20 protein-coding genes are annotated in these 21,600 nt (G+C 59.5%); 9 read left to right on the top strand and 11 right to left on the bottom strand.

The features are described 5' to 3' along the window. Positions 1–432: 432 nt before the first annotated feature. From BLS26_RS23545 to BLS26_RS23525, 5 genes are all read left to right on the top strand, one after another. On the top strand, positions 433–1,218 hold the full coding sequence (locus tag BLS26_RS23545) for an enoyl-CoA hydratase/isomerase family protein (protein ID WP_157676565.1): 786 nt from the start codon (positions 433–435) through the stop codon (positions 1,216–1,218). Between the two features lie 132 nt (positions 1,219–1,350). Next, positions 1,351–2,142, top strand: coding sequence for an SDR family NAD(P)-dependent oxidoreductase (locus BLS26_RS23540; protein ID WP_092515000.1), 792 nt, complete (start codon positions 1,351–1,353; stop codon positions 2,140–2,142). Between the two features lie 276 nt (positions 2,143–2,418). Beyond that, positions 2,419–2,718 carry a putative quinol monooxygenase gene (locus BLS26_RS23535; protein ID WP_092514998.1) on the top strand — a complete coding sequence of 100 codons (300 nt, stop codon included), beginning with the start codon at positions 2,419–2,421 and terminating at the stop codon, positions 2,716–2,718. A 7-nt stretch (positions 2,719–2,725) separates the two neighbouring features. After that, the gene (locus BLS26_RS23530; protein WP_092514996.1) at positions 2,726–3,895 is read left to right on the top strand and encodes an OpgC domain-containing protein; all 1,170 of its coding nucleotides are present in this window, start codon (positions 2,726–2,728) and stop codon (positions 3,893–3,895) included. Between the two features lie 43 nt (positions 3,896–3,938). Beyond that, positions 3,939–4,676, top strand: a complete 738-nt coding sequence (locus tag BLS26_RS23525) for an SDR family oxidoreductase (RefSeq protein WP_092514994.1) — start codon at positions 3,939–3,941, stop codon at positions 4,674–4,676. A gap of 84 nt (positions 4,677–4,760) precedes the next feature. Here the strand turns inward: BLS26_RS23525 and BLS26_RS23520 are convergent, their stop codons facing one another. Then, entirely contained in the window at positions 4,761–5,249 is a 489-nt protein-coding gene (locus tag BLS26_RS23520) for a helix-turn-helix domain-containing protein (protein ID WP_197681271.1), read from the bottom strand. Between the two features lie 343 nt (positions 5,250–5,592). Next, positions 5,593–6,516, bottom strand: coding sequence for a helix-turn-helix transcriptional regulator (locus tag BLS26_RS23515; protein ID WP_157676564.1), 924 nt, complete (start codon positions 6,514–6,516; stop codon positions 5,593–5,595). A gap of 66 nt (positions 6,517–6,582) precedes the next feature. Between BLS26_RS23515 and BLS26_RS23510 the strand changes: the two genes are divergently transcribed. Continuing rightward, on the top strand, positions 6,583–6,972 hold the full coding sequence (locus tag BLS26_RS23510; RefSeq protein WP_092514988.1) for a hypothetical protein: 390 nt from the start codon (positions 6,583–6,585) through the stop codon (positions 6,970–6,972). A 54-nt stretch (positions 6,973–7,026) separates the two neighbouring features. Here the strand turns inward: BLS26_RS23510 and BLS26_RS23505 are convergent, their stop codons facing one another. Next, entirely contained in the window at positions 7,027–7,728 is a 702-nt protein-coding gene (locus BLS26_RS23505; RefSeq protein WP_092514986.1) for a TetR/AcrR family transcriptional regulator, read from the bottom strand. 76 nt (positions 7,729–7,804) lie between these two features. Between BLS26_RS23505 and BLS26_RS23500 the strand changes: the two genes are divergently transcribed. The 3 genes from BLS26_RS23500 to BLS26_RS23490 all read left to right on the top strand — a co-directional run bounded on the left by BLS26_RS23500 (position 7,805) and on the right by BLS26_RS23490 (position 13,552). Further along, positions 7,805–9,961, top strand: a complete 2,157-nt coding sequence (locus BLS26_RS23500) for an alpha/beta hydrolase fold domain-containing protein (protein WP_092514984.1) — start codon at positions 7,805–7,807, stop codon at positions 9,959–9,961. Between the two features lie 95 nt (positions 9,962–10,056). Next, entirely contained in the window at positions 10,057–11,241 is a 1,185-nt protein-coding gene (locus BLS26_RS23495; protein WP_092518453.1) for an ABC transporter substrate-binding protein, read from the top strand. 940 nt (positions 11,242–12,181) lie between these two features. After that, positions 12,182–13,552 (top strand): MFS transporter, encoded by a 1,371-nt coding sequence (locus BLS26_RS23490; RefSeq protein ID WP_244541664.1) that lies wholly within the window; start codon positions 12,182–12,184, stop codon positions 13,550–13,552. A 113-nt stretch (positions 13,553–13,665) separates the two neighbouring features. Here the strand turns inward: BLS26_RS23490 and BLS26_RS23485 are convergent, their stop codons facing one another. From BLS26_RS23485 to BLS26_RS23450, 8 genes are all read right to left on the bottom strand, one after another. Further along, on the bottom strand, positions 13,666–14,442 hold the full coding sequence (locus BLS26_RS23485) for an SDR family oxidoreductase (protein WP_092514980.1): 777 nt from the start codon (positions 14,440–14,442) through the stop codon (positions 13,666–13,668). 44 nt (positions 14,443–14,486) lie between these two features. Then, entirely contained in the window at positions 14,487–15,689 is a 1,203-nt protein-coding gene (locus BLS26_RS23480) for a CaiB/BaiF CoA-transferase family protein (protein WP_092514978.1), read from the bottom strand. 60 nt (positions 15,690–15,749) lie between these two features. After that, on the bottom strand, positions 15,750–16,712 hold the full coding sequence (locus BLS26_RS23475; protein WP_092514976.1) for a 3-hydroxyacyl-CoA dehydrogenase NAD-binding domain-containing protein: 963 nt from the start codon (positions 16,710–16,712) through the stop codon (positions 15,750–15,752). A gap of 9 nt (positions 16,713–16,721) precedes the next feature. Next, a complete protein-coding gene (locus BLS26_RS23470) occupies positions 16,722–17,486 on the bottom strand; it encodes an acetoacetate decarboxylase (RefSeq protein WP_092518451.1) in 765 nt (254 codons plus the stop codon). A 222-nt stretch (positions 17,487–17,708) separates the two neighbouring features. After that, positions 17,709–18,131 carry a phasin family protein gene (locus tag BLS26_RS23465; protein ID WP_157676563.1) on the bottom strand — a complete coding sequence of 141 codons (423 nt, stop codon included), beginning with the start codon at positions 18,129–18,131 and terminating at the stop codon, positions 17,709–17,711. A 135-nt stretch (positions 18,132–18,266) separates the two neighbouring features. Beyond that, entirely contained in the window at positions 18,267–19,913 is a 1,647-nt protein-coding gene (locus BLS26_RS23460; RefSeq protein ID WP_092514972.1) for a fatty acid--CoA ligase, read from the bottom strand. 19 nt (positions 19,914–19,932) lie between these two features. Next, positions 19,933–20,523 (bottom strand): GNAT family N-acetyltransferase, encoded by a 591-nt coding sequence (locus BLS26_RS23455; RefSeq protein WP_092514970.1) that lies wholly within the window; start codon positions 20,521–20,523, stop codon positions 19,933–19,935. After that, positions 20,520–21,599 (bottom strand): alpha/beta fold hydrolase, encoded by a 1,080-nt coding sequence (locus BLS26_RS23450; protein WP_092514968.1) that lies wholly within the window; start codon positions 21,597–21,599, stop codon positions 20,520–20,522. Before BLS26_RS23450 ends, BLS26_RS23455 begins: the two co-directional genes overlap by 4 nt. Position 21,600 lies beyond the last annotated feature (1 nt).

Genomic DNA, 21,600 nt, shown 5'->3' with positions numbered 1-21,600 from the left:
TCGAAATAGCTTAGCATTTAGCGGCCGGCAGAATGCAAGAACGCTGCCGGTCGCCGCGCCCTGTCACTTTTTCTTCTATCCGGCGATGCGCGGACATGTCGACGCCCGGCGTAGCGATGCAGCCCTGCCCGCCATCCTTCGGCGACGATCGAGCCGGCGAAACTTCAAAAAAGCGAAAACGCAACGGTTCGAAGCCGGCCTCTCGGTTGGGCCAATCGGCCTACGGCTAGGTCTGGCCAAAACTCAACGCAAGATCCGTTCAAAAATTTAGTCTTGTTATTAAACTTTATTTAGTCTTATTATTGAACTTAGAAGGGCGGGGCTTGCTCCGGCGAATTGCGCAAGGGCATGTCCCCTGCGCGCGGAAGCTTTGCTGTCGCGACGCGCTCGCTCATCGACGGGCGATCCTCAATAATCTTCAGGGAGTTACGAATGTCGATCGAGCAGGTACGCACCGCGCGCAAAGAGGGGCTTCTGATCGTTACGCTGGCAAATCCGGACGGCAACCGTATGAACCGCGCCGTGCTGCGCGGACTTCAGGAAGCTCTCGCGCAGGCCAGGAAACCCGATGTGCGCGCCGTTCTCGTGAGGGCGGAGGGAGCAGTTTTCTCCCTCGGAGCGGACGTCAACGAAATGCTGTCGGAACCCGGCGATGCGATGCTGTCCGCCGTCAGGGAATATGTCGAGCTAATACAGGCGATTGAAGCGCTTCCATTACCGACGATCGCTGCAGTTCATGGTGTATGCTCCTCCGGCGGATTGGAGTTTGCGCTCGCATTCGATCATCTTTGGGCAGCCGCAGGCACCAAGATCGGTTTTCTCGAGCCTCTGCTGGCGATTTTCCCACTAGCCGGCGGCGCGCAGCGTGTGGCTTCCCGAGCCGGTCACGTCCGGGCGTTCGAAATTGCGACGGCCGGCGCGCTCTACGATGTAGAGACGTTCGAGAAGTGGAACATCGTCAATCGCGTGTTAGCTGCCGATGTTCTCGAAAGTGAATCAGAAGCTTTCGCGACCCGGTTGGCGGCGGGCCCGACAAAGGCGTACGACGCCGTAAAGGCCATACTTCGCACATGGGAGAAGGAAGGCGTCAGGGCTGCCGACCGGACGACCCTTGAAATGGTCGGTCCGGTCATGGCGAGCAACGATGCGACTGGCGCAATCAAGTCCTTTGTCGCAAACGGGCCGAGCCGCTCGCCACGCGTTTTCTCCGGAACTTGAGAGCTCTCTGCGCAAGACCTGGCAGAACAGCTTCCAGCGCCGCACCTGCCATGTAGCGGTGATGTCGTAAGTCCGGCCGCCACGCGCCGATAATCCGCCGGACAGCCGGCTTTGCAGGATGAAGGATCCGCAATGATTACGAAAGAACTGTTCGATCTGAGTGGAAAGGTGGCGCTGATTACCGGAGGCTCGCGAGGCCTCGGCCTACAAATGGCGGAAGCCCTGGGGGATATGGGCGCAAAGGTCGCGATCAGCGCCCGCAAGCAGACCGAACTCGATAGTGCATCGTCCTATTTGGCGGCCAAGGGCGTCGAGGTCCTGACCATCGTCAATGATCTCAGCGATGCCGCCTCCAGACCTGATGAGCAGCTAGTGAGCAGCGTTCTGGATCGCTTCGGCGCGGTCGACATCCTGATCAATAATGCCGGAATGGTCTGGGGCGGCGCGGCGACAGATCTTACGCCCGAGAACTGGCGCAAGGTGATGGCATTGAACGTCGATGCCTGTTTCAGGGTCGCCCAGACCGTGGCACGGAAATCGATGATCCCGCGAAAGTCGGGCAAGATTATCAACATCTCCTCGATTGCGGGACTTGGCGGCCCCCGGCCGGACGGCGAGATTTTCGCGGTCGCCTACAACACTAGCAAAGGCGCGCTCATCACGCTGACCCAGGCGCTGGCGACCGAATGGGGCAAGTACAACATCAACGTCAACGCGCTATGCCCGGGTTATTTTCCGACCAAGCTGTCGGCCGGCCTGGCCAAGGCCGCGGCCGGGATCGCCAAGGTCACTCCGATCGGCCGGGTTGGCGGCGAGCATGACATTAAGGGGGCCGCGGTCTTCTTTGCATCCGAGGCCTCGCGCCATATCACCGGACAGGCGCTGGCGATCGATGGCGGCGGATCGGTGGTCATCCTGAATTGATGACCGATGACCGGACCCTTGCTGCAAGGAAGCCGTGTCCAAGCCTCCTAGGCCTGCCTCCATGCCTGTGAGGCATTTGCAATGTGCAATAATGGGATTAAACGTAGGTTCAATAATGCAACTAGCAGTGGAGCTTTCAGATACCGAGACTCCGCTGGCAAAAGCCGAAGTCGTCTGGTTGAAGAAAAATCGATCGTCCATCATCGACGATCCGGTGACTTCAGTCCGATCGGATCCGAAGCGCACTTGCCAACATAGGCTTGATCGGAGGATTTCGTGATTTACGTCATTGCCACGCTGACCGTAAAGCCTGAAAAGCGCGCCGAACTGATCGCCGGCGCGCAAGCCTGTGTTGCGGAAACCTGCAAGGAAGCCGGCAACATCGCCTACGACATGCATGAAAGCGTCACCGAGCCGACGAAGATGGTATTCGTCGAGAAATGGGAAAGCCATGAGGCGCTTCCTGCACACGAGGCCAGTGAGCACGTAAAGGTGTTCCTCCGTACCGTGGCCAAATGTCTCGCGGCTCCGCCAAGGATCGAAATCATCACGCCCGCAAAAGTCGACATCCGATAGATCCGTGATGCAAGTCTCACCCCAGGTCCAACTGCCCCCGCAAGGGCGCGACTATCGGCTCGATATGCTTCGCGGGATCGCGAACTGGGCCATCTTTCTCGATCACATTCCGAACAATGTGGTCAACTGGATCACGACACGGAACTACGGATTCGCGGACGCTGCCGATCTGTTTATTTTCATTTCGGGATACACCGTCGCGTTCGTCTATGGGCGAATGATGATCGGCCGCGGCTTCATCATTGCCGGCAGTCGCGTCTTCAAACGGGCTTGGCAAATTTACGTCGCACACCTCGTGTTGTTTGTCATCTATATCGCTGAGGTCGGTTATCTCGCGAAGAAATATAACGATCCGAAGTTGCTGGGCGAATTCAACGTAGCGGGCTTCATGCACGACCCCGCCGAAACGCTATATCAGGGTCTTATCCTAGCGTTCAAACCGGTCAACATGGACGTGTTGCCGCTCTATATCGTTCTGATGGTGGTGTTTCCGCCAGTGCTGTGGGCGCTGCTGCGCAAGCCGAACCTGACGCTGTTCGCGTCCCTTGCCCTGTATCTCGCGGCCCGCCATTTTGGCTGGAATCTGGCGGCCTATCCTGCAGGCTCCTGGTACTTCAATCCGTTCACCTGGCAGTTCCTTTTCACGATCGGCGCATGGTTTGCGCTGGGCGGCACCAGGCAGTCCATGCCGCTGGTGCAATCGCGCTGGCTTACGATCCCTGGCGCTGTGTATCTCCTGTTTGCGTTGTTCGTCACGCTGGGCGGACGCTTCCTGAACATGCAGGACATCCTGCCCCATTGGCTCTACGTCGCGTCTATTCCGAACGACAAGACCAACCTCGACCCGTCCCGCATCGTTCATTTCCTGATTGTCACGTTCTTCATCATCAGGTACGTGCCGCGTGATTGGGCCGGATTTGACCGACCGATCTTCCGGCCAATGATCCTTTGTGGGCAGCAGTCACTTGAGGTCTTCTGCTACGGCATCTTCCTTGCTGGCGCAGCACACATCATTCTTGTTGAAGTTTCGGACGCCATCTGGATGCAGGTGCTGGTGAGCGTCGTCGGGATCGCGTTGATGACAAGCCTGGCCTACTACCGCTCATGGTCGAAGAAGCTGGACAAGCCGGCTCAAAAGGCCCTCCCCGCGGCGTCTCCCAATATCGCCAATGCGTGACGATTGACCCGTCGAAGTATCGAGCTGCCAAAGGAGTGATGTCATGTCCGGAATAAAGGGTAAGGTCGTCGCGATCACCGGAGCGAGCAGCGGAATCGGTGAAGCCACTGCGCGTCACCTCGCTGCGCAGGGCGCCAAGGTGGTGTTGGGCGCGAGACGGGATGACAGGCTGAAGGCGGTCGCCGCAGAGCTCGAGAAGGCGGGCGGCGAGGCCGAGCCGCTGAAGCTTGACGTCACCAGGCGCGACGACGTCGCCGCGTTCGTCAAGCGGGCGCAGGACCGGTTCGGCCGGCTCGATGTTCTCGTCAGCAATGCGGGCCTGATGCCGCTTTCGTTGCTTGACGAGTTGAAGGTCGATGAATGGGACCGCATGATCGATGTCAACATCAGGGGCGTGCTTCACGGCATCGCGGCCGCATTGCCGGTCTTTCGCGCAGCCGGATCGGGTCATTTTGTTAACGTGTCATCGGTCTCCGGCCTGCAGGTAGCGCCGACCACGGCGGTCTATTCGGGCACCAAGTTCGCGGTCCGAGCGATTTCCGAGGGCCTCCGGCAGGAAGCCGGCAGCAAGATTCGCGTCACAACGATTTGCCCGGGGGCAGTGGAAACCGAACTCGCTGAAACCATCAGCAATCCCGATCTGAAGAAGCGAATCAATGCGTTTCAGGCGATCGCAATTCCACCCGCGACCATTGCCCGCGCGATCGCATTTGCCATCGAGCAGCCCGCAGATATCGACGTCAACGAAATCGTGGTTCGGCCCACCGCACAGTCAACATAGACACCAACAGTCGGTCTCGACGGCAGGCCTGGCGCTGATCCGATCGTTTCTTACGGTGTTGAGTGGAATGAAACTCCTGGAAGCTCAGACTTTCTTTGACCGCGAGATCGGACGCGTCGGCGATTTTTTGGCTTGGCGCGCCTTCAAGGTGAGATTGGCCAGTGTGAGCTTTCTTCCCCGTTCAGAGCGCACCTCAATGCGAGCAACGGGTGATTGGTCCCGGCCGTCCAACATGTTGGCTGGATAATTTCCTTTCGGAAACAGCCACCGATCCCCCCATTGCCGCAACGCAATGATTGTCGCAAATAGATCCTCGCCTTTCTCCGTCAAAACATATTCGTGACGTTTGGCATCACTGTGAACAGGCCGCCGCTCCAGAACGCCCCCATCTACGAGCTTTTTGAGACGGGTCGTTAGAAGATTGCGGGAGATTCCAATCCGCTTCTGAAAATCATCGAATCGGCGAATTCCGCCGAATGCTTCCCGCAGGATAAGGAGGCTCCCCCATTCCCCAATTAGATCAACAGAACGTGCCATCGGGCAATTGGCGTCGGCCCAGCTTTTTCGTTGCATGGGCGCATATTACGCGAGACCAAGCGCGAACATAAACTCTAAAATTTGGCCTACGATTCAATCATTTGCGTCTTGCAAGTTTAAGGTTGCAGGCTGTCTAGCTCGGTTTGGGCGTCTTTTCCTTTTTAGGAAGCGCAATGTCGAACCCCATGGTCAGCGAAAGACAGCGCGATCAGTCGGCGACAAGCATCTCTTCCTGGAGATCCTGAACTGCACCGCGGAGGCGTCGATATCGTCAGTCGCACACCACGAGTTCACCGGAACCCGGGGTAGCTCGCGCCGAAAGCTATCACTCGCCCATGCGGCCTGCCGTTGCGTCACGCGAGGACCCCACTGGCTGGCCTCAAGACGCGACGCTTCGACGAAACTCGGTCGGCGTCAGTCCAAACTTCCGACGAAAGGCGGTCGCGAGATGCTGTGGCTGGCTGAAGCCGCAATCCAAGGATATTTCCGTGACGTTCTTCCGGCTATCCCGCAAGTCGCGCGCGGCCCTTTCGAGACGCATATTTGTGAACATTTCATTTGGCCCGACACCGGTCGAAGCCCGAAACAGGCGTCTAAAATGTCGAGGACTCAGGCCCACCAGAGCCGCAATGCATTCCAACGTAATGTTCCTGGCTATACTAGCTTCCATAAATTCCATGACCTTGGAAATTTCAATCCTGGTTAGTCGCGTCGGCGATTCGCGCTGAAAATCATCGAACAGTCTGTGCAAGAGAACCAATGCCTGTATGGCCCACGACTCGATGTATAAGTTCGAGAGTTCGTCTGTTCGGGTCAGCTCGGCTCTCAAGCGCTTAACCGCCGCCGCCAACGCAGCATTGTCGAAACCAATCCGCGAATCGAGCCGTTGCAGCTTGAGGATTTCCTTTCCATTCCCGAGGAGCCGTTCCTTGTCAATAAATGCAACCCAGTACAAGCAACGGCCCGAAATTTCGACTTCTGTTTCAATGGTGCTGCAGGCCTCAACGAATGCGAGTCTTGTCGCCCCGTCCAACGGGCGATCGATCCGTCCGCCATCAAGTGCGCCGTGGCATGCAACAACGCCCTGCTCAAAATAGAAGAGAGCGTCTCGATCCTGCCTGTAGCGCCAATCGACCGATCCCGTGCCGCGCCGCTCGATCCACTCGATCGTCACAGCTGGCCCCGACAGTGCCTTCTTCTGAATGAGAGGCGCACCGACATCCCGGAAAAATTCATGTTTCTGCGTCCGGTTTGCGAACGAATTGTCCGCCTCACGAACGCAGCCCCGCGTTGCGTTTGCCATGCTGGTCCTCATAAGGCGTCGCTGACCGATAAGCGACCAGCTTATAACATTTGTGGAGGGGACCCAATGCCGATCATGGTCTGCGAGACCGCACAACGCTTAGAGTCGACGACGCGCAAGACACTCGCGAAATCCATTACCGAATCCGTGCATGATGTGATCGGTTCCGATCTCAACTTGATCAGCGTCGTTTTTCACGAACTTGGGCAGGACCAGATCTGGCTTGCCGGGCAGCCTTCACAAGACGTTTTGATCCTCTGCTATATTCGCGCGGGGCGTCCCATGGCGCTCAAGACCGAGCTGGCGCTGCGCGTGTCAGCCGCGTGGCACAAAGAAGTCGGAACGCCTGAGGACGCGATCGAAGTTGCCGTCATCGAAGCTCCCGCCGCCCAAACGGTCAGGGGCGGCCAGCGCCTTCCTGAGCCGCCGCACAGCAGCACGGCCGCGGTCGCTTGAACCATGGCTCGTCATGGCTCGTCCGGCAGCCGGCGCTGTGCGTCACGTTCGCGCTCATCCGGTCGGCGCCTTCGCTTCGCGCAGCTTCGTCAACGTCTGGCTGGAAAGAGGGCACGTCAGGGCGGCCTCGAGCGTATCGAGCATGTTCTCGATCGTGAAGGGCTGCCCCCACAGCCGGCTGTTCCTGGTGTTGTGGGATTCCAGCGCGGCTTCATGCGCGGAAAGGATCGAATTGGCATAGATCGTAAACATCGACAGGCGCTGCTCGATGATCGCGGCTGGCAGTGGCAGCATCAGCTTCAGATAATTGAAACAGGCGACATAGCCCGAGTTCCAGCGGTTGTTGAGCGCGGCACGCAGCGTCTTCGGATCGGACGCCTGAAGGTTCGAGGTGAAGCGGATATAGCCGCGCCAGCGTTCATCCTCGCCGAGTTCGATCACCGGCATCATCAGCACCAGCATCACCTCGCGGATACTCTTGGGTCCGCCGCGGGCCTCGATTTCGTCCAGCATATCCCTACGGCGCTGGTCGAGCACGGTGGCACCATCGACCACCATCTGGCGGATCAATTCCTCCTTGGAGCCAAAATGATAGTGCAGCGCCGCATTGTTGCGTTGTCCGGCGGCATTGACGATCTCCTGCAAGGTCACACCGTCCACGCCGCGGCGCGCGAACAGCATCTGCGCTGCCGCTTTAATCTGGTTCCTGGTTTCTTCCGAGGTCGCGCGCGCCCCCGGTCGTGACCTGCTTGACATCCAAATCACTCCTGTCCTAATTTAAGCGAAATCACTTAATTAAGTCCACTCAATAAAATTCGGGCGGAGACCATCCATGCGCGTACTCATTGCAGGCGGCGGCATCGGCGGACTGACTACTGCGATTGCGCTGCGCCATCAAGGCATCGAAGTCCTCGTGCTCGAACAGGCCAAGGTGCTGACCGAGATCGGCGCCGGCATCCAGATCGCCGCCAATGCGGCGATTGTGCTGCGCGAGCTCGGCGTGGAAACCGCCATTCGCGCGGTCGGCGTCAAGCCGCTATCCTACGATTATCGCGATCTGCGCAGCGGCAAGATGCTCTACCAGGCGCCGCTCGGCGACGAGGCGGCGGATCGCTATGGCGCGCCGATGTACAACATTCATCGCGCCGACCTGGTCCAGATCCTCTCCGAGGCCGTGCCGGTGGAGGCCAAGCGGTTTGGCGCCCGCGTCGCCGCGGTGTCGCAGGATGCCGACGGCGTCGACGTCACGCTGCAGGACGGCTCGACCGTGCACGGCGACGTGCTTGTCGGCTGCGACGGCATCCACTCAGTGGTGCGCCACCATCTGCGCGGCGAGGAGCAGAAGCATTTTGCCAACATCCTGATGTGGCGCTCGCTGATCCCCGCGGAGCAGCTTGAGGGCCTCAATCTGGAAGAGCGCGGCAATTACTGGTTTGGCCCCGGCCGCACGCTAATCACCTATTGGGTGCGGCCGAAGAACCTCTACAGCATTCTGGCCTCGGTGCCCGCGAGCGAAGTGACGCGTGAATCCTGGGACGAAAGCGGCGACATATCCGAGATGCTGCGCTCCTTCGACGATGCCGAGCCACGCGCCCGCGCGATGCTCGAGGAGTGCCGCAGTGTCTTCATCACCGGCATGTATTACCGCGACCCAATCGATAGCTGGAGCTCCGGCCGCATCACGCTGCTCGGCGATGCCGCGCATCCGATGGTGCCGTTCCTCGCCGCCGGTGCCGGCCAGAGCATCGAGGATGCCTGGACCCTTGCGCGCGTATTGGCGCGGCGCCAGGACGACGTGCCCGGCGCGCTCAAGGAGTATGAGCGCCGACGTTTGCCGCGCACGACGCGGATCCAGGCCGGCGCACGCGCGGTCGTGAAATTGATGCACGAGACGGAAGAGAACCGGCTACGCGATCGTAACGGCCGCTGGAAAGGAATGGCGCGGATCGATCCGCTGGCAGAAACGAGCTGGGGCCTGGCCTGGGATTATAATGTCGTGAAGTCGGTCGAGGGGCCGCCCGGCGAAGTTCTCAATGTCACCGGCTTGCGCGAAGGCAAGCGATTGCAACGCCCGGAGAGCCAACGCGCCCTCGATCTCTGGAAATTCGCGTTCCGCCCCGAGGACGTCGCGCGCGGCCATGACGGGCTGCGCGAAGCCTATGACCGCTTCCTCAGCACCAATTTTCCTTTGCCTGACGGCGTGAGTGCGGTCGAGGACGAGCTTGGCGACGTCAAGGCTTGGCGCGTCGCGGCACTGGATGCGCTGCGCGGCAATGTCGTGCTGCATTTCCATGGCGGCGGCTATCTGATCGGATCGGCGAAGGGTTCGCTCGAATATGCCAGCCGGCTGGCCGCGGCGGTCGACGGCACCTGCTACACCGTCGATTATCGGCTGGCGCCTGAACATCCCTATCCGGCGGCGATCGATGATGCGGTGGCGGCCTATCGCGCTTTGCTTACGCGCGGTATTCCCGCGAGCTCGATCATGGTCTCCGGCGAATCCGCCGGCGGAGGCTTGGCGCTGGCACTTGTACTGGCTCTGCGCAATGCCGGCGATCCCTTGCCGGGGGCGATCTTTGCCGCTGCGCCGTTCACGGATCTGACGCTGTCGGGACCGAGCATGCGCGCCTTCAACGGCGACGATCCCGCCGCCAACCGCGACCTGCTGACGTTCATGGGCGCGTCCTACTTCCAGGGCCACGAGCCGACCGATCCGCTGGTGTCGCCGCTGTTCGGCGACCTGGCCGGTCTACCTCCGCTGTTCGTCACGGCAAGCCAGGGCGAGGTGCTGCTCAGCGACGCCACGCGGCTCGCCGAACGCGCGGACAAGGCCGGCGTCGACGTGACGCTACGCATCGTCGAGGACTCCGTCCACGTCTACCCGATCTTCCCGTTCCTGCCCGAGACAAAGGCGACGATGGACGAAGTCGCGGCCTGGGCCCGCCGAAACTTGCGTCGGAACGATACGAGGACACAGGCCGCCGAATAGGTCGCGATGGGTACCGAAACGAGCGCGGAGCAAATCGCGCGGCAAGGGAGAATGCAATGAAGGTAGGACTCATACGGGCGGCCGTCACGGCCGCAATGCTGACGGCTGCCGGCACGGTCGCGCCTGCGCAAACGCAAGGCATTTCCGACGGCACGGTCAAGATCGGTGTCCTCACCGACATGGCCGGCCTGTTCTCCGATATCGCCGGCGCCGGCGCGGTCACCGCAGCGCAGATGGCGATCGATGATTTCGTCGAGAACGAGAAGCCCTCGTTCAAGGTCGAGTTGGTCTCGGCCGACCACCAGAACAAGCCGGACATCGCCACCGGCATCGCACGGCAATGGTACGATACCGGCAACGTCGACATGATCACCGACGTAATCAATTCCGGCGTAGCGCTGGCCGTCTCGAGCGTCGCGGAAAGCAAGAACCGGATGTTGATCGTTACCGGCTCGGGCTCGACCCGGCTGACCAACGAGCAGTGTTCGCCCAACGCCATCAGCTACACATGGGATACCTATTCCTACGCCAACGGCCAGTCGCGCATCGTGAAGTCGCTCGGCCTCGACACCTGGTATTTCGTCGCGGTCGACTATGCGCTTGGCAAGTCGTTGGTGGCGGAAGCGTCCGATGCGATTGCCCGCTCCGGCGGGAAAGTGGTCGGCACGGTCTACCACCCGATCAGCACCACCGATCTATCCTCGTTCCTTCTGCAGGCGCAAGCCTCGAAGGCCAAGGTGATCGGGTTCGCCAATGCCGGCGCAGACCTGTTGAATTCGATCAAGTCGGCACAGGATTTCGGCATCACGCCGGGCCAGACCATCGTGCCGCTGGTCGGCACCATCACCGAGGTCAATGCGCTTGGTGCCGCGGCGACGCAGGGCATGATCCTGGTCGAGCCGTTCTACTGGGACCTCGATGATCTCTCGCGGCAGTGGAGCCGGCGCTTCTTCGCCAAATTCGGCAAGATGCCGAACTTCGTGCAAGCTGGCGCCTATTCAGCAGTGACGAGCTACTTGAAAGCCGTGCAGGCGGTGAAGACCGACGAAGCGGGCGCAGTCATGAAGCAGCTCAAGTCTACGCCGATCAACGACATGTTCGCGCGCAACGGCAAGATCCGCGCCGACGGCCGCATGGTCCACGACATGTACCTAGTGCAGGTGAAGACACCTCGAGAGGTCAAGGAGAAGTGGGACTATTACAACGTGAAAGAGATCATCCCGGGCGATGAAGCTTTCCAACCACTCTCTACCAGCAGATGCCGGCTTGTGACCCAATGATAAGCTTGGGGTTGTGGGCTTGAACTGACCGATCTAGCGGACTCTTGATTGCGGCAACTACGGCTACGGCGTACGAATGCCAACCAGAGGGCGCGCTCAGGTGTGGGCAAAGACATCAATGAATGAAATGATTGTCGCGTAGACGTCAGTGATGCCTCTGAAATTCACTCGGAAGTGTCAACTGTTCTCGACCTGAAGCTTCTTATCGTGAAGCCTGACGAAAACCGGACTCTCTGCCATCGAGAAATGGGATGGCACCTGAATGGTGGCAGCTTCTCGGCCCAAGTGCACGGGGTACGTCCGGGCCAAGCCGACTTTCGCTGCAGTTTTGCCACCGAGGGCAGCGAGTGCGATCGCGATTGTCGCGATTTAGTCCAGGGAGAAACGCGCCGGTAGGGCGGCAGAAGCGTCGTTTCTGCCTAGCCGCCCGATGCCTGCGCGCTCCGCCCGTGCAACGAAATCGGGATTGGCAAGGACCATCTGGCTGCGGGCTGCCAGATCGGCCACCCCAGGTCAGCGCCGATCTGGTCGCGCAAACGACCGGGCCGGCTCAGTATCAGCGATCGCTTCCGGGGCAGCGCTCGCCCTGTCCACAGTGCCTCCGCGCCGGGCATGTTGCTAAACAATCAAGCGACTGATAGATTAATGACGACCTTTTGAACTTGGCTGGCCATTTGGCCTTGGTTCTTGCGCGAAAGTCGATCACGATGCGGACGATGCCGACCGTGTGCCCGAGGGCGCTCAAAGGATCTGGAGCTGCGCGCCCGGCGCGACCGGCCACGATCCCGAACGGCCCTCGTCCAACATTTCAGATTTTTGTTACGCGGAACGTCAGCCGCCGTGATTCTCGCGGCGCAACCGGCGTCAAGGAGTAAGACAGCAAATACATTCCAACTCGGAGCAAAAGACTCCGCGGGAATACAAACGAGGGGAGTAAACAATGGCTATGCACGCAACCGGCGTCCGTACGGTTCCTTCTGCTGACAAGGAGCCAATTGCCGTCACAAGGCTGTTCTCCAAGATAGGCTGGCGGATTCTACCCTTCCTGATTCTTTGTTACATGATCGCGTTCCTGGATCGCATCAATATCGGATATGCCCAGCTTCAAATGAAGCAGACGCTGACTTTCAGCGATGCGACTTACGGCTTCGGCGCGGGCATATTCTTCGTCGGCTACTTCCTGTTCGAAGTACCCAGCAACCTGCTGCTCGAGCGCATCGGGGTTCGCAAGACCCTGCTACGCATCATGTTCACCTGGGGCATTGTCGCTTGTGCAATGGCATTCGTGCAGACGCCGGTGCAATTCTATATCGCACGGTTCCTGCTTGGCGTGCTCGAAGCGGGCTTCTTTCCGGGCATCATACTCTATCTGACATACTGGTACCCCTCAGCGCGGCGCGGCCAGATCATCGCGATGTTCATGACCGCAACGGCCATCGCGTCCGTGATTGCCGGCCCGCTTTCCGGCGCAACGATGAAATATTTCAACGACATCGAGGGTTGGCACGGCTGGCAGTGGCTCTTCATTTCCCAAGGCGTGCCAGCGTCAATCCTCGGTCTCGTCGCTTACTTCTATCTTCAGGACAAACCTGAAGACGCCAAGTGGCTGAGCACCGAGGAAAAAACAGCGCTGCGCTTCCAGCTCGACCACGATCACAAGGACGTCGAGACCGCTCACCACGCCGGGTTCTTCCAGATGCTGAAAGATCCGAAAGTCTACGGCCTCGCCTTCACCTACTTTCTGCTGCTGGGCGCGACCTACACCATGGTGTTCTGGATTCCCTCGCTGATCAAAAGCTGGGGCGTCGCCGATCTGTTGCACGTCGGACTGCTCGCCACCTTGCCGCAGATTGCAGGCATCATCGGCACGATTCTGATGGGACGTCACTCGGACAAGACCAGAGAGCGGCGATGGCACTACGCCACCTGCGTAGCCGTCGCGGCAGTCGGCTTGTTGGCCATCACATTTTCCAACGGCAATTTATTGGCATCGATCATAGGCTTGACGCTCGCCGGCCTCGGGTTCATTTCGGCGACGCCTTTGTTCTTCACCACCATCACCGAGTACCTGTCCAAGGCGAGCGCCGCCGGCGGCATCGCGCTCATAAGCAGCCTCGGCAATCTGGGCCCGGCCGTCGCACCTTCCCTCACGGGCTACATTTCCGCGACGACGGGCAGCTCGCTCTACAGCACCTATCTTATTGTGGGAGCCTACCTGCTGTCCGGCTTGCTGTTGCTGATAATCGTAAAGGCTGCGGACCCAACCGAGGTCCTGAACGAACCAGCTATCGAGACCGGATTGACGTCTTAAGGCAGACACCCCCCAATGCTGATGGTTCAAGGTCAAAAAACGGCGCCGCATCATTCGGCGCCGTTTTTTGGAGGGGTTCTCGAAGTCCGCACTCGCTCCTCTCGGCAGGAGCCTTACGCCGTCGTGGCCAAACCACCGTCGACCGGAATGACCGCACCGCAGACGAAGCCGCTGGCTCGCGAGGCGAGGTAGATCGCAATGCCCGCGAGATCGTCCGCATGTCCCATGCGTTTCATGGGCGCATCGTCGACGACTTCCTTGGCACCATGCTCATCGATCGCATCGGTCATTTTCGACGGGAAGTAGCCAGGCGCAATTGCGTTGACCGCAATGTGCTTTGGCGCGAGAAACTTTGCCATGATGCGCGTCAGGTGGTTCACGCCTGCTTTCGACGCCGCATATGAGTAGGCTTCGAGATGCGACGTCCGGATGCCCTCGATCGAACCGATGTTGATCACCCGCGAGTAGGAATTCGCCGATCCTGCCGCTTCCAGCAGGTCGAGCAGACTCTGGGTCAGGAAGAATACCGACTTCACGTTGAGATCCATCACCTTGTCCCAACCATTCTCGGGGAACTCGGCGAAGGTCGCGCCCCAGCTTGCGCCGGCATTGTTAACGAGAATATCGAGCTTCTTCTCCCGCTTGTGCAGCTCGCCGGCCAGCCGAGCAATCTCTTCCATCCGTGACAGATCCGCCGGGATCGCAATGCATTCGCCGAACTGCGACAGCTCCTTTGCAAGCGCCTCGCAGGCCTCGGCGCGCCGGGCGGTGATATAGACCTTGGCGCCGTTTTCGACGTAGGCGCGGGCGATCATTTCGCCGAGACCGCGACTCCCGCCGGTGACCAGGGCCACCTTCCCCCGGACCGAGAACAGCTCTTCGATTTTCATGCGTCGCTCCTGATGAAACAAAAATGGTTCTGGATGGTCGTTGCTCAGCCGATGGCACCGGCAGCCCGCATCTGGGCGATCGCCGCCGCGTCGTATCCAGCCTCCTTCAGCACCTCGTCGCTGTGCTGGCCTACCGAAGGCGGCATCCTTGGTTGCGCCTTGTCCACGCCACGCAGGGCAATAGGGCTATTGATCGTCCTGGTTTCGCTGTCGACGAAGGGTATAAGAATGTCGTTGTCGAGGAGCTGCTGGTCCGACGGAATATCCTCCGGCGTGGCCACGACGTCGAACACGATCCCTCTTTCCGTCAGGCGCTTTCGCAATTCCGGGCGATCGAATTTCGCGAATTCCTTGTCGAGCAAGGCGATCAATTCGTGAGATCGCGTCAATCGGTCCGCCTTCTTGGCGAAGCGCGGGTCCTCGGTCAGATCCCCGCGATCCAGGCATTTCATGAATTCCGGCCACTGCTTTTCTTCATTGAGAATGGTCAGGATCAGCCAGCGACCGTCACGGCACTTGTAGTAATTGGTCAGCGCATTGAATGCGACTTCGCGCGCCGGACGGTCCGTGAAGGTCGCGCCGCACAAGGCCGCCTGCGCGTTGTAGCCGTTGGCCCAGAGCCCGTTCGCCACCAGCGACGACGAGACCTCGGTGCCTTTCCCCGTATTCTGGCGCTGATAAAGCGCCATCACGATGCCCGAATAGAGCGTGAAGCCGGCAGAGTGATCGCCCATGCCGTTCGCGGGCCGCACCGGCACCGCTTCCGACGACGCGCGAACGGTGTCCATCAAACCCGACCGCGCCCACCATGCCGTGACATCGAAGCCCGGCTTGGTCGCCTCGGCGCCGTTCTCACCATAGCCGGAGAACGACGCGTAGATCAGCCGGTCGTTCAGCGCCGCCAGCGCTTCATAGCCGATGCCAAGCTTCTTGCGGACCGCGGCGGGATAGTTGGTGATGAACACATCGGCTTGCGAGGCGAGACGCTGGACCGCGGCCCTGCCTTCGGGCTTCCCCATATCGACCGCGAGGCTGCGCTTGTTGCGCGAACCGAGCATCCACGCATAGTTCTGGTCGCTCTTCGGATGGCCGGGAAGCTTGGTGAGATGCCGGTAAGGATCCCCTGCCCCCGGCGGCTCGATCTTGACAACATCGGCGCCGAAGTCGGACAGAATCGTGGCCGCTGCCGGCGCTGCGATGAAGCTGCCGCAATCGATCACCTTCAAACCCTCGAACAAAAGTCCCATCTCGTTCCTCCCGTTGGTCGTGCTCCGGCGCCGGCCTGGACGACGCGATTGCAGCCTGCGTTATTTGCCCGCCTGCACGTCCCTAAGCGCGCGGATGATCGCCAGTTGCTTGGCGTCGCGTTCACTCTCGAGCTGCTCGGGAGGTTGCGCGGCAAAGGATGCCTCGGCCTGCGCGATGATCTTGTCCTGCGCCGCCTCGTCCAGATCGACAGCCGCCATGTTCTTCCAGGCCTCGTTGAGACCCGGACCGAACTGCTTGAAGAACGATTTGAACCCACCCGCGCCGCCACCGAGATGGAACGAGCGGAACGGGCCGTCCGCCGCCCAGCGCAGGCCGATCGAACTGGTCACGATGTCGTCGAGTTCATCGACTTTGACGACGCCCTGGATAACGAGGTAGCAGCATTCCCGGAAAATCGCCCGTTGCAGGCGGTTGGCAACGAAGCCGGGCATTTCCTTGCGCACGACGCGCGGCACCTTGCCGAGTGCGGCGTAGAACGCGACCGCGTCATCCACCGCCTCCGGGCTCGTCTTCTCGCCGGGCACGACTTCGACCAATGGTATCAAATGGGGCGGGTTGAAGGGATGCCCCACCAGCAGCCGCTCGGGCCGGGACATCTTCAACGCCTGCTCCGTCGCAGTCTTGGCGGAGCTCGACGAAAGCATCAGCGCGTGCTCTCCAACGACCTTGCCGATGCGCGCCCATAAGTCCTGTTTGAACTCGATCCGCTCCGGTCCGTTTTCCTGAACCAGATCGGCGCCTGTCACCGAGCGTTCGAGATCGGCCTCGAAGCTCAGCCGCTTTTCCAGGTTATCGGTCGGCAGCCCTAGCTCCCCAAGCGTCGACAGATTGTTGCGGATATAATCGCGGACGATGGTTTCGACATCCGGGCGCGGATCGTTGACAACCACCGCCAGACCGTGCGCCAGAAACAGCGCCGTCCACGACGCGCCAATGACGCCGGCGCCGATCACCGTAACCTTCGAATATCGGTTCAGAATATCCTGTTGAGCTGTGGCCATGATATCAGCCTATTCCCCTGGACCGGCCGAAGGCGCGCTGTCGGTGAGATAGTCGTAGATGACAACGGCCGGCGAAAGCGTGAGATCGGTCAGGATATGCGTGGCCGAAATGATCTCGCGGACGGGAAGATCCGCAAGCGGCGCCAGCACGTGCTCGAACAGTTGCAGCCGGGCCGGTCCGCGCCACGCGCCCTTCACGGAGATGTTGGTGATCTCGGTGCGAACCAGTTCGCAAATGCGCGGGCGTTTCGTATAGCTCGGAAGAATTTTCAGCATGAAGGTGGGGACGCAGATTTCCTGCCGCGCCTTCTCCAGATCCATCGGCTTGTGCTTGTAGCCCATCGTCGCACGGGCGACGCTGAGCGTGCCGTAATCCAGCGTTCCAACCAGCGTATCGGAATCGACGAACAGCTTCGCCGAACCGAGCTTCTTCGGGAAAGCACTGAGTTCGCGGCCAGCGGCAATTGCCGGCAGGTTGTCGAGATACATCCCGATGATGTATTCGCCGACTTCGTCCTTGTGCCGCACGACCGCCGCCTGCCCACATTCGACATATGAGCCATAGCCGGTGGTGTCGGGCATGTTCATCACTTCGAAGCGCACCAGCGGCTCGTCGACTTCCAGGGGTTCGGGAACCTGCTTGAGGAGAGCCTCCCGGTCCGTCCGGTAGGTGATGTTTAGATACTCGCGCGATGTGAAGCGATGCGGGCCTGGAACAAAAGCCGGAGCTCCCGTCGGCGTCGTGTACTGCTTGAGCACGTCCTCTTTTTTCATCTTGGTGCGCACCCTCAGGTTAAGGCGTTTGAACGTTTCATGGCGACGGCCCTGGCAACATGGTCAGGGGCTCGACGACTTGCAGTACGGACCTTTGGGCTCGTCTCCGCAAGCCGGCTCGCGAAAATCACGTACTTCGCTTCAGAGGCTCCTTCCGAGTCACGGTCCTTCCGCATTGCAGCAGACTCTTCGTGTCCCCTTCCAACGGCGGGCAACCACGGTTCAGGCTCTTCCTGACTCCACGGCCGCCCGCGCCTCGGCAACGCTCTCACGCATGCGCTCAAGAATAATCTTCGGCGCTTCGCTGCCTGACGTCCGGACCAGTTCGGCGACATCCTTGGTATTCCTGACCGTCGCCTCAAAAACGCGTCGCACCAACTCCGCCTGCTTGGCTGCGACTTCTGTGGGTGAACCGACCGGCTTGAAGTCAGCGATCTGTTGCCGTGCCTCCCGCGCCACCTCCGTCAGGATCTCCTGCTGCTTTGCGAAGACGGCACGCCCGCCGTCAGACAGGGTTGAAGCAGATTTTTGCAGTGCCTCAATGTTCTTGCGATGGATGTCGAGAAACGCGTCATAATCGATCTTCGGCAAATTAATCTGCTTGGCCATGTCGGCGAACATATCCATGACGGTCTTGTCGGCCATTTTACTCTCCCGGTTCCAGATTGTTTTCTGCGTGCCGCGTCTTTGCATCCTGTCGTGATCCCGGCCTCAGTTATAGCCAGGGTCACGTTTTATTAATCGAGCAATAGCTCAAACAGATGTCCATTTCTTGAACTCTCAGCCGTCGCCGTATTTGGCGCGCAGCACCTTCTTGTCGATCTTGCCGACGCTTGTCTTGTCGAGCGCGTCGACAAACATGATCTTGTCTGGAATGGCAAAGCGCGAAATGACACCTTTATCGGCATACGCTTTGACGTGCTTTTGCACGGTTGCATTGTCGACACTGCCGGCTTGCCGTGCGACCAGGATGGCGAGCGGTCGCTCGCCCCATTTTGCATCCGCAATGCCGATGATCGCCGCCTCGCTCAAGCCTGGCATCTGGAGCAGGATGTCCTCGAGCTCTATCGACGAGATCCACTCCCCCCCCGTCTTGATCACATCTTTGATGCGGTCGGTGATCTGGACGACGCCGTTCGCGGTCATGGTGCCGATGTCGCCGGTATGCAGATAACCGCCTTCCCAGAGCTTTTCCGAAGAAGAAGGGTTATTAAGATATCCCATCGTGAGCCACGGTGCGCGGACGACGATTTCTCCTGCGGTTCGCCCGTCGTGAGCGACATCTTTCATGTGGCCATCGACGATGCGGAAGTCGACTAACGGCACCGGCGTCCCGGTTTTGGTGCGAAGCTCGACCTCTTCGTCGAGGTTTCCGGTCAGCTCATGCTCCCTTAGCTGCGCTATCGTCAGGATGGGACCGGATTCCGACATGCCGTAACCGGCAAAAATATCGATACCGCGCTGCATCGCAGCCTTGGCCAGCGCCTTTGAGAGTGCTGCACCGCCGATCACCATTTTCAGTTTGGAAAGATCGACGTCCCCGCTATTGGGTGCGGACAACAGCATTTGCAGGATCGTCGGCACACAATGGCTGAAAGTGACGCCCTCGGTCTTGATCAGGTTCAGGAGAAGTTCGGGCTGATACCGGCCGGGATAAACCTGCTTCACACCGGCGGCCGTCGCCGCATAGGGCAGTCCCCAGCCATGGACGTGGAACATTGGCGTGATTGGCATATAGACGTCTTCGCGGTGAAATCGTCCCTGCACTGCCGGGGACCCGAAGCCAACCAAGTCGATCAGGGTATGTAGCACGAGCTGACGGTGGCTAAAATAGACCCCTTTCGGAACGCCCGTCGTTCCTGTCGTATAGAACATGGTTGCGCGGGTATTCTCGTCAAAATCAGGAAACTCGAAGTTAGCTCCGCTGGCTGCGAGCAATGCTTCATAATTCCCGGCAAATCCATCGCTTATTTTCGGGCTGCCGTCGTCGTCGGTCATCACGATAATGCCTTCGACGGTTTCGAGCTTGTCGCGCAGCTGTTCGACCAGCGGCAGGAACTCGACATTGACCAGCAACAGCTTTGGCCGCGCGTGGTTCAGAGTGAAAAGCACCTGCTCGGGCGAAAGCCTCACATTAACCGTCTGCAGGGTCGCCCCCATCATCGGAATCGCGAAATAGCACTCAAGGTAGCGGTGGCTATCCCAATCCAGCACTCCGACGACGTCGCCGTGAACGACGCCTTTCAAGGCGAGTGCAGTTGCCAGGCGGCCGATTCGCTCCTTCAAGTCGCGATAGGTATATCGGCCGACGTCCCGATAGACGATCTCCCGATCCAGAGCATGCAGCATTGGCGCGTGCAGCAACTGCTTGATCAGCAACGGATACTTGTAGGCCGAGGGCGTCCATTCGATCAGTGAATCCGGCATCTGGGTGTCTCCGTTGCTTCTAGAACGCGTCGGTCAATCCATACGCTTCCATTTGCGATTGAACCCTCGCGACGTCATGACTAAGAAGAACGATGTCGTGCTTTCCGCCATCGGCATCTTTCACGTGATTGCGCATCAGCGCCTCGCCGCGAAACCCGAGACCTTCAAATACGGCAATGGCCGATTGTTGATCGATGGTCATCTGTGCGACGAGCTTTTCGAGCCCTTTGGAAAGAGCCATTGCGAACCCCTCCTGGATCATTACCCGGCCGAGCCCAAGCCCTCTCATGTCACGGCTGACGATCACACGAAGCTCGCCGACATGGGGTGACCACGAAAGGGGGTCGACGATAAGCGCGGTGCAGCCTACCACCTTGTCACCGCTCCAGGCCAGCAGGCTTGCCAGTCGCCCCTGCTCGATTAGTTCGGACCAGGCTGCCACTACCTTCGCCTGCCGGATGTCCCGGCGCATGAAGAGAAGGTCCTTCTCCGGCAGCGACCGCGCGAAGGCGAGGACGTCCTGCTCGTCGCCAGCCGACATCATGTCCAATCGAACGTCGACACCATTGCAGTCGACATTTTGCGGATACGTTCGCTGCACTTCGCTCATGTTGAACGCTCTCCCAGCCATTGATCGAGTTTAGGCCACATCCTCTTGACTGCGTTCGGTCCAGCGACCAGGCTCACGTGCCCGCCCTTTAAAATAACCTCTTCCTTGTCTTCCGATCCGACCTTGAACATCAGTTCCTTGGCACAGTCATAGGGAACAATATGATCATGCTCTGCAACGACATGCAGCAGAGGGACCTTGATCGCGCTCAGGTCGACCCGTTGCCCCCGGAGCTCGAGAGTGCCTTTCACCAGCCGGTTCTCCCAGAGCAGTTCCTTTGTCACTTGCCTGAAGTATTCGCCGGCAAGGGGAAGGGTGTCGCTACCCCATCGATCGAACATGCGGTAGGATTTGACGAATTGATCGTTCCACATGTTGTCCCACAGCCGCAGCGTCCCCGCGATCTTCTGGGTGGGTCGCTGCATGTCGAATCCGGCAGCTACGACGTCGGATGGAATAATTCCGAGGGTATCCACCAGACGATCGACGTCGAAATATCGGCGATCCGTCCAGTTTTGAACAAGTTTCATCGGCTCCCAGTTGATGGGAGTCGTAAAGCAGGCCAGATTCTTGATGGGGCCATTGGGGTGCAGGGAAGCATAGATCACCGACAAAACGCCGCCCATGCAATAGCCGATCAGCGTGACGTCTTCGGTTTGCGAGCGGCTCTGGACACGCTTAATGCAGTCTGGAATGAAATCCAGAACGTAGTCTTCGAGCCTCAATCGCTTCTCTTCCGGCCGAGGAGGATCCCAGTCGATCACATAGACATCGTACCCCTGCCGAAGCAGGAACTCGATTAAACTCTGTCCCGGCGCAAGGTCAAATACGTACGCTTTGTTGGTGGTTGCCATAACGAGCAAGAGCGGCACCCGATAGACGTCGTTCGTCACCGGACGGTAGTGATAGAGATTCAACGTTCCGCGCTTGTAAATGACATTCTTGGGCGTGAGACCGACAGCCGGCGCCGGAGAGGCGAAATATTCAAGGCCTTTGATGTTTCGCTGGATCGCCTTCTCGATCTCGCTCTGGAAACGTTGAGCAATCCCCCCTTCTCCCTCGCCGACACGATTCATG

Origin of the sequence: Afipia sp. GAS231 (genome assembly GCF_900103365.1) — a bacterium.
Lineage (GTDB): Bacteria > Pseudomonadota > Alphaproteobacteria > Rhizobiales > Xanthobacteraceae > Bradyrhizobium.
Note: the sequence above shows the minus strand (reverse complement) of the source record. Positions and strands in the feature narration are given on the sequence as shown.

Coding starts and splice junctions, on each gene's coding strand:
- BLS26_RS23545 (WP_157676565.1), top strand. CDS start 433: ATGTCGATCGAGCAGGTACGCACCGCGCGCAAAGAGGGGCTTCTGATC.
- BLS26_RS23530 (WP_092514996.1), top strand. CDS start 2,726: ATGCAAGTCTCACCCCAGGTCCAACTGCCCCCGCAAGGGCGCGACTAT.
- BLS26_RS23500 (WP_092514984.1), top strand. CDS start 7,805: ATGCGCGTACTCATTGCAGGCGGCGGCATCGGCGGACTGACTACTGCG.
- BLS26_RS23510 (WP_092514988.1), top strand. CDS start 6,583: ATGCCGATCATGGTCTGCGAGACCGCACAACGCTTAGAGTCGACGACG.
- BLS26_RS23460 (WP_092514972.1), bottom strand. CDS start 19,913: ATGCCGGATTCACTGATCGAATGGACGCCCTCGGCCTACAAGTATCCG.
- BLS26_RS23490 (WP_244541664.1), top strand. CDS start 12,182: ATGGCTATGCACGCAACCGGCGTCCGTACGGTTCCTTCTGCTGACAAG.
- BLS26_RS23515 (WP_157676564.1), bottom strand. CDS start 6,516: ATGGCAAACGCAACGCGGGGCTGCGTTCGTGAGGCGGACAATTCGTTC.
- BLS26_RS23525 (WP_092514994.1), top strand. CDS start 3,939: ATGTCCGGAATAAAGGGTAAGGTCGTCGCGATCACCGGAGCGAGCAGC.
- BLS26_RS23455 (WP_092514970.1), bottom strand. CDS start 20,523: ATGAGCGAAGTGCAGCGAACGTATCCGCAAAATGTCGACTGCAATGGT.
- BLS26_RS23505 (WP_092514986.1), bottom strand. CDS start 7,728: ATGTCAAGCAGGTCACGACCGGGGGCGCGCGCGACCTCGGAAGAAACC.
- BLS26_RS23470 (WP_092518451.1), bottom strand. CDS start 17,486: ATGAAAAAAGAGGACGTGCTCAAGCAGTACACGACGCCGACGGGAGCT.
- BLS26_RS23495 (WP_092518453.1), top strand. CDS start 10,057: ATGCTGACGGCTGCCGGCACGGTCGCGCCTGCGCAAACGCAAGGCATT.
- BLS26_RS23520 (WP_197681271.1), bottom strand. CDS start 5,249: ATGCAACGAAAAAGCTGGGCCGACGCCAATTGCCCGATGGCACGTTCT.
- BLS26_RS23485 (WP_092514980.1), bottom strand. CDS start 14,442: ATGAAAATCGAAGAGCTGTTCTCGGTCCGGGGGAAGGTGGCCCTGGTC.
- BLS26_RS23450 (WP_092514968.1), bottom strand. CDS start 21,599: ATGAATCGTGTCGGCGAGGGAGAAGGGGGGATTGCTCAACGTTTCCAG.
- BLS26_RS23465 (WP_157676563.1), bottom strand. CDS start 18,131: ATGGCCGACAAGACCGTCATGGATATGTTCGCCGACATGGCCAAGCAG.
- BLS26_RS23475 (WP_092514976.1), bottom strand. CDS start 16,712: ATGGCCACAGCTCAACAGGATATTCTGAACCGATATTCGAAGGTTACG.
- BLS26_RS23540 (WP_092515000.1), top strand. CDS start 1,351: ATGATTACGAAAGAACTGTTCGATCTGAGTGGAAAGGTGGCGCTGATT.
- BLS26_RS23480 (WP_092514978.1), bottom strand. CDS start 15,689: ATGGGACTTTTGTTCGAGGGTTTGAAGGTGATCGATTGCGGCAGCTTC.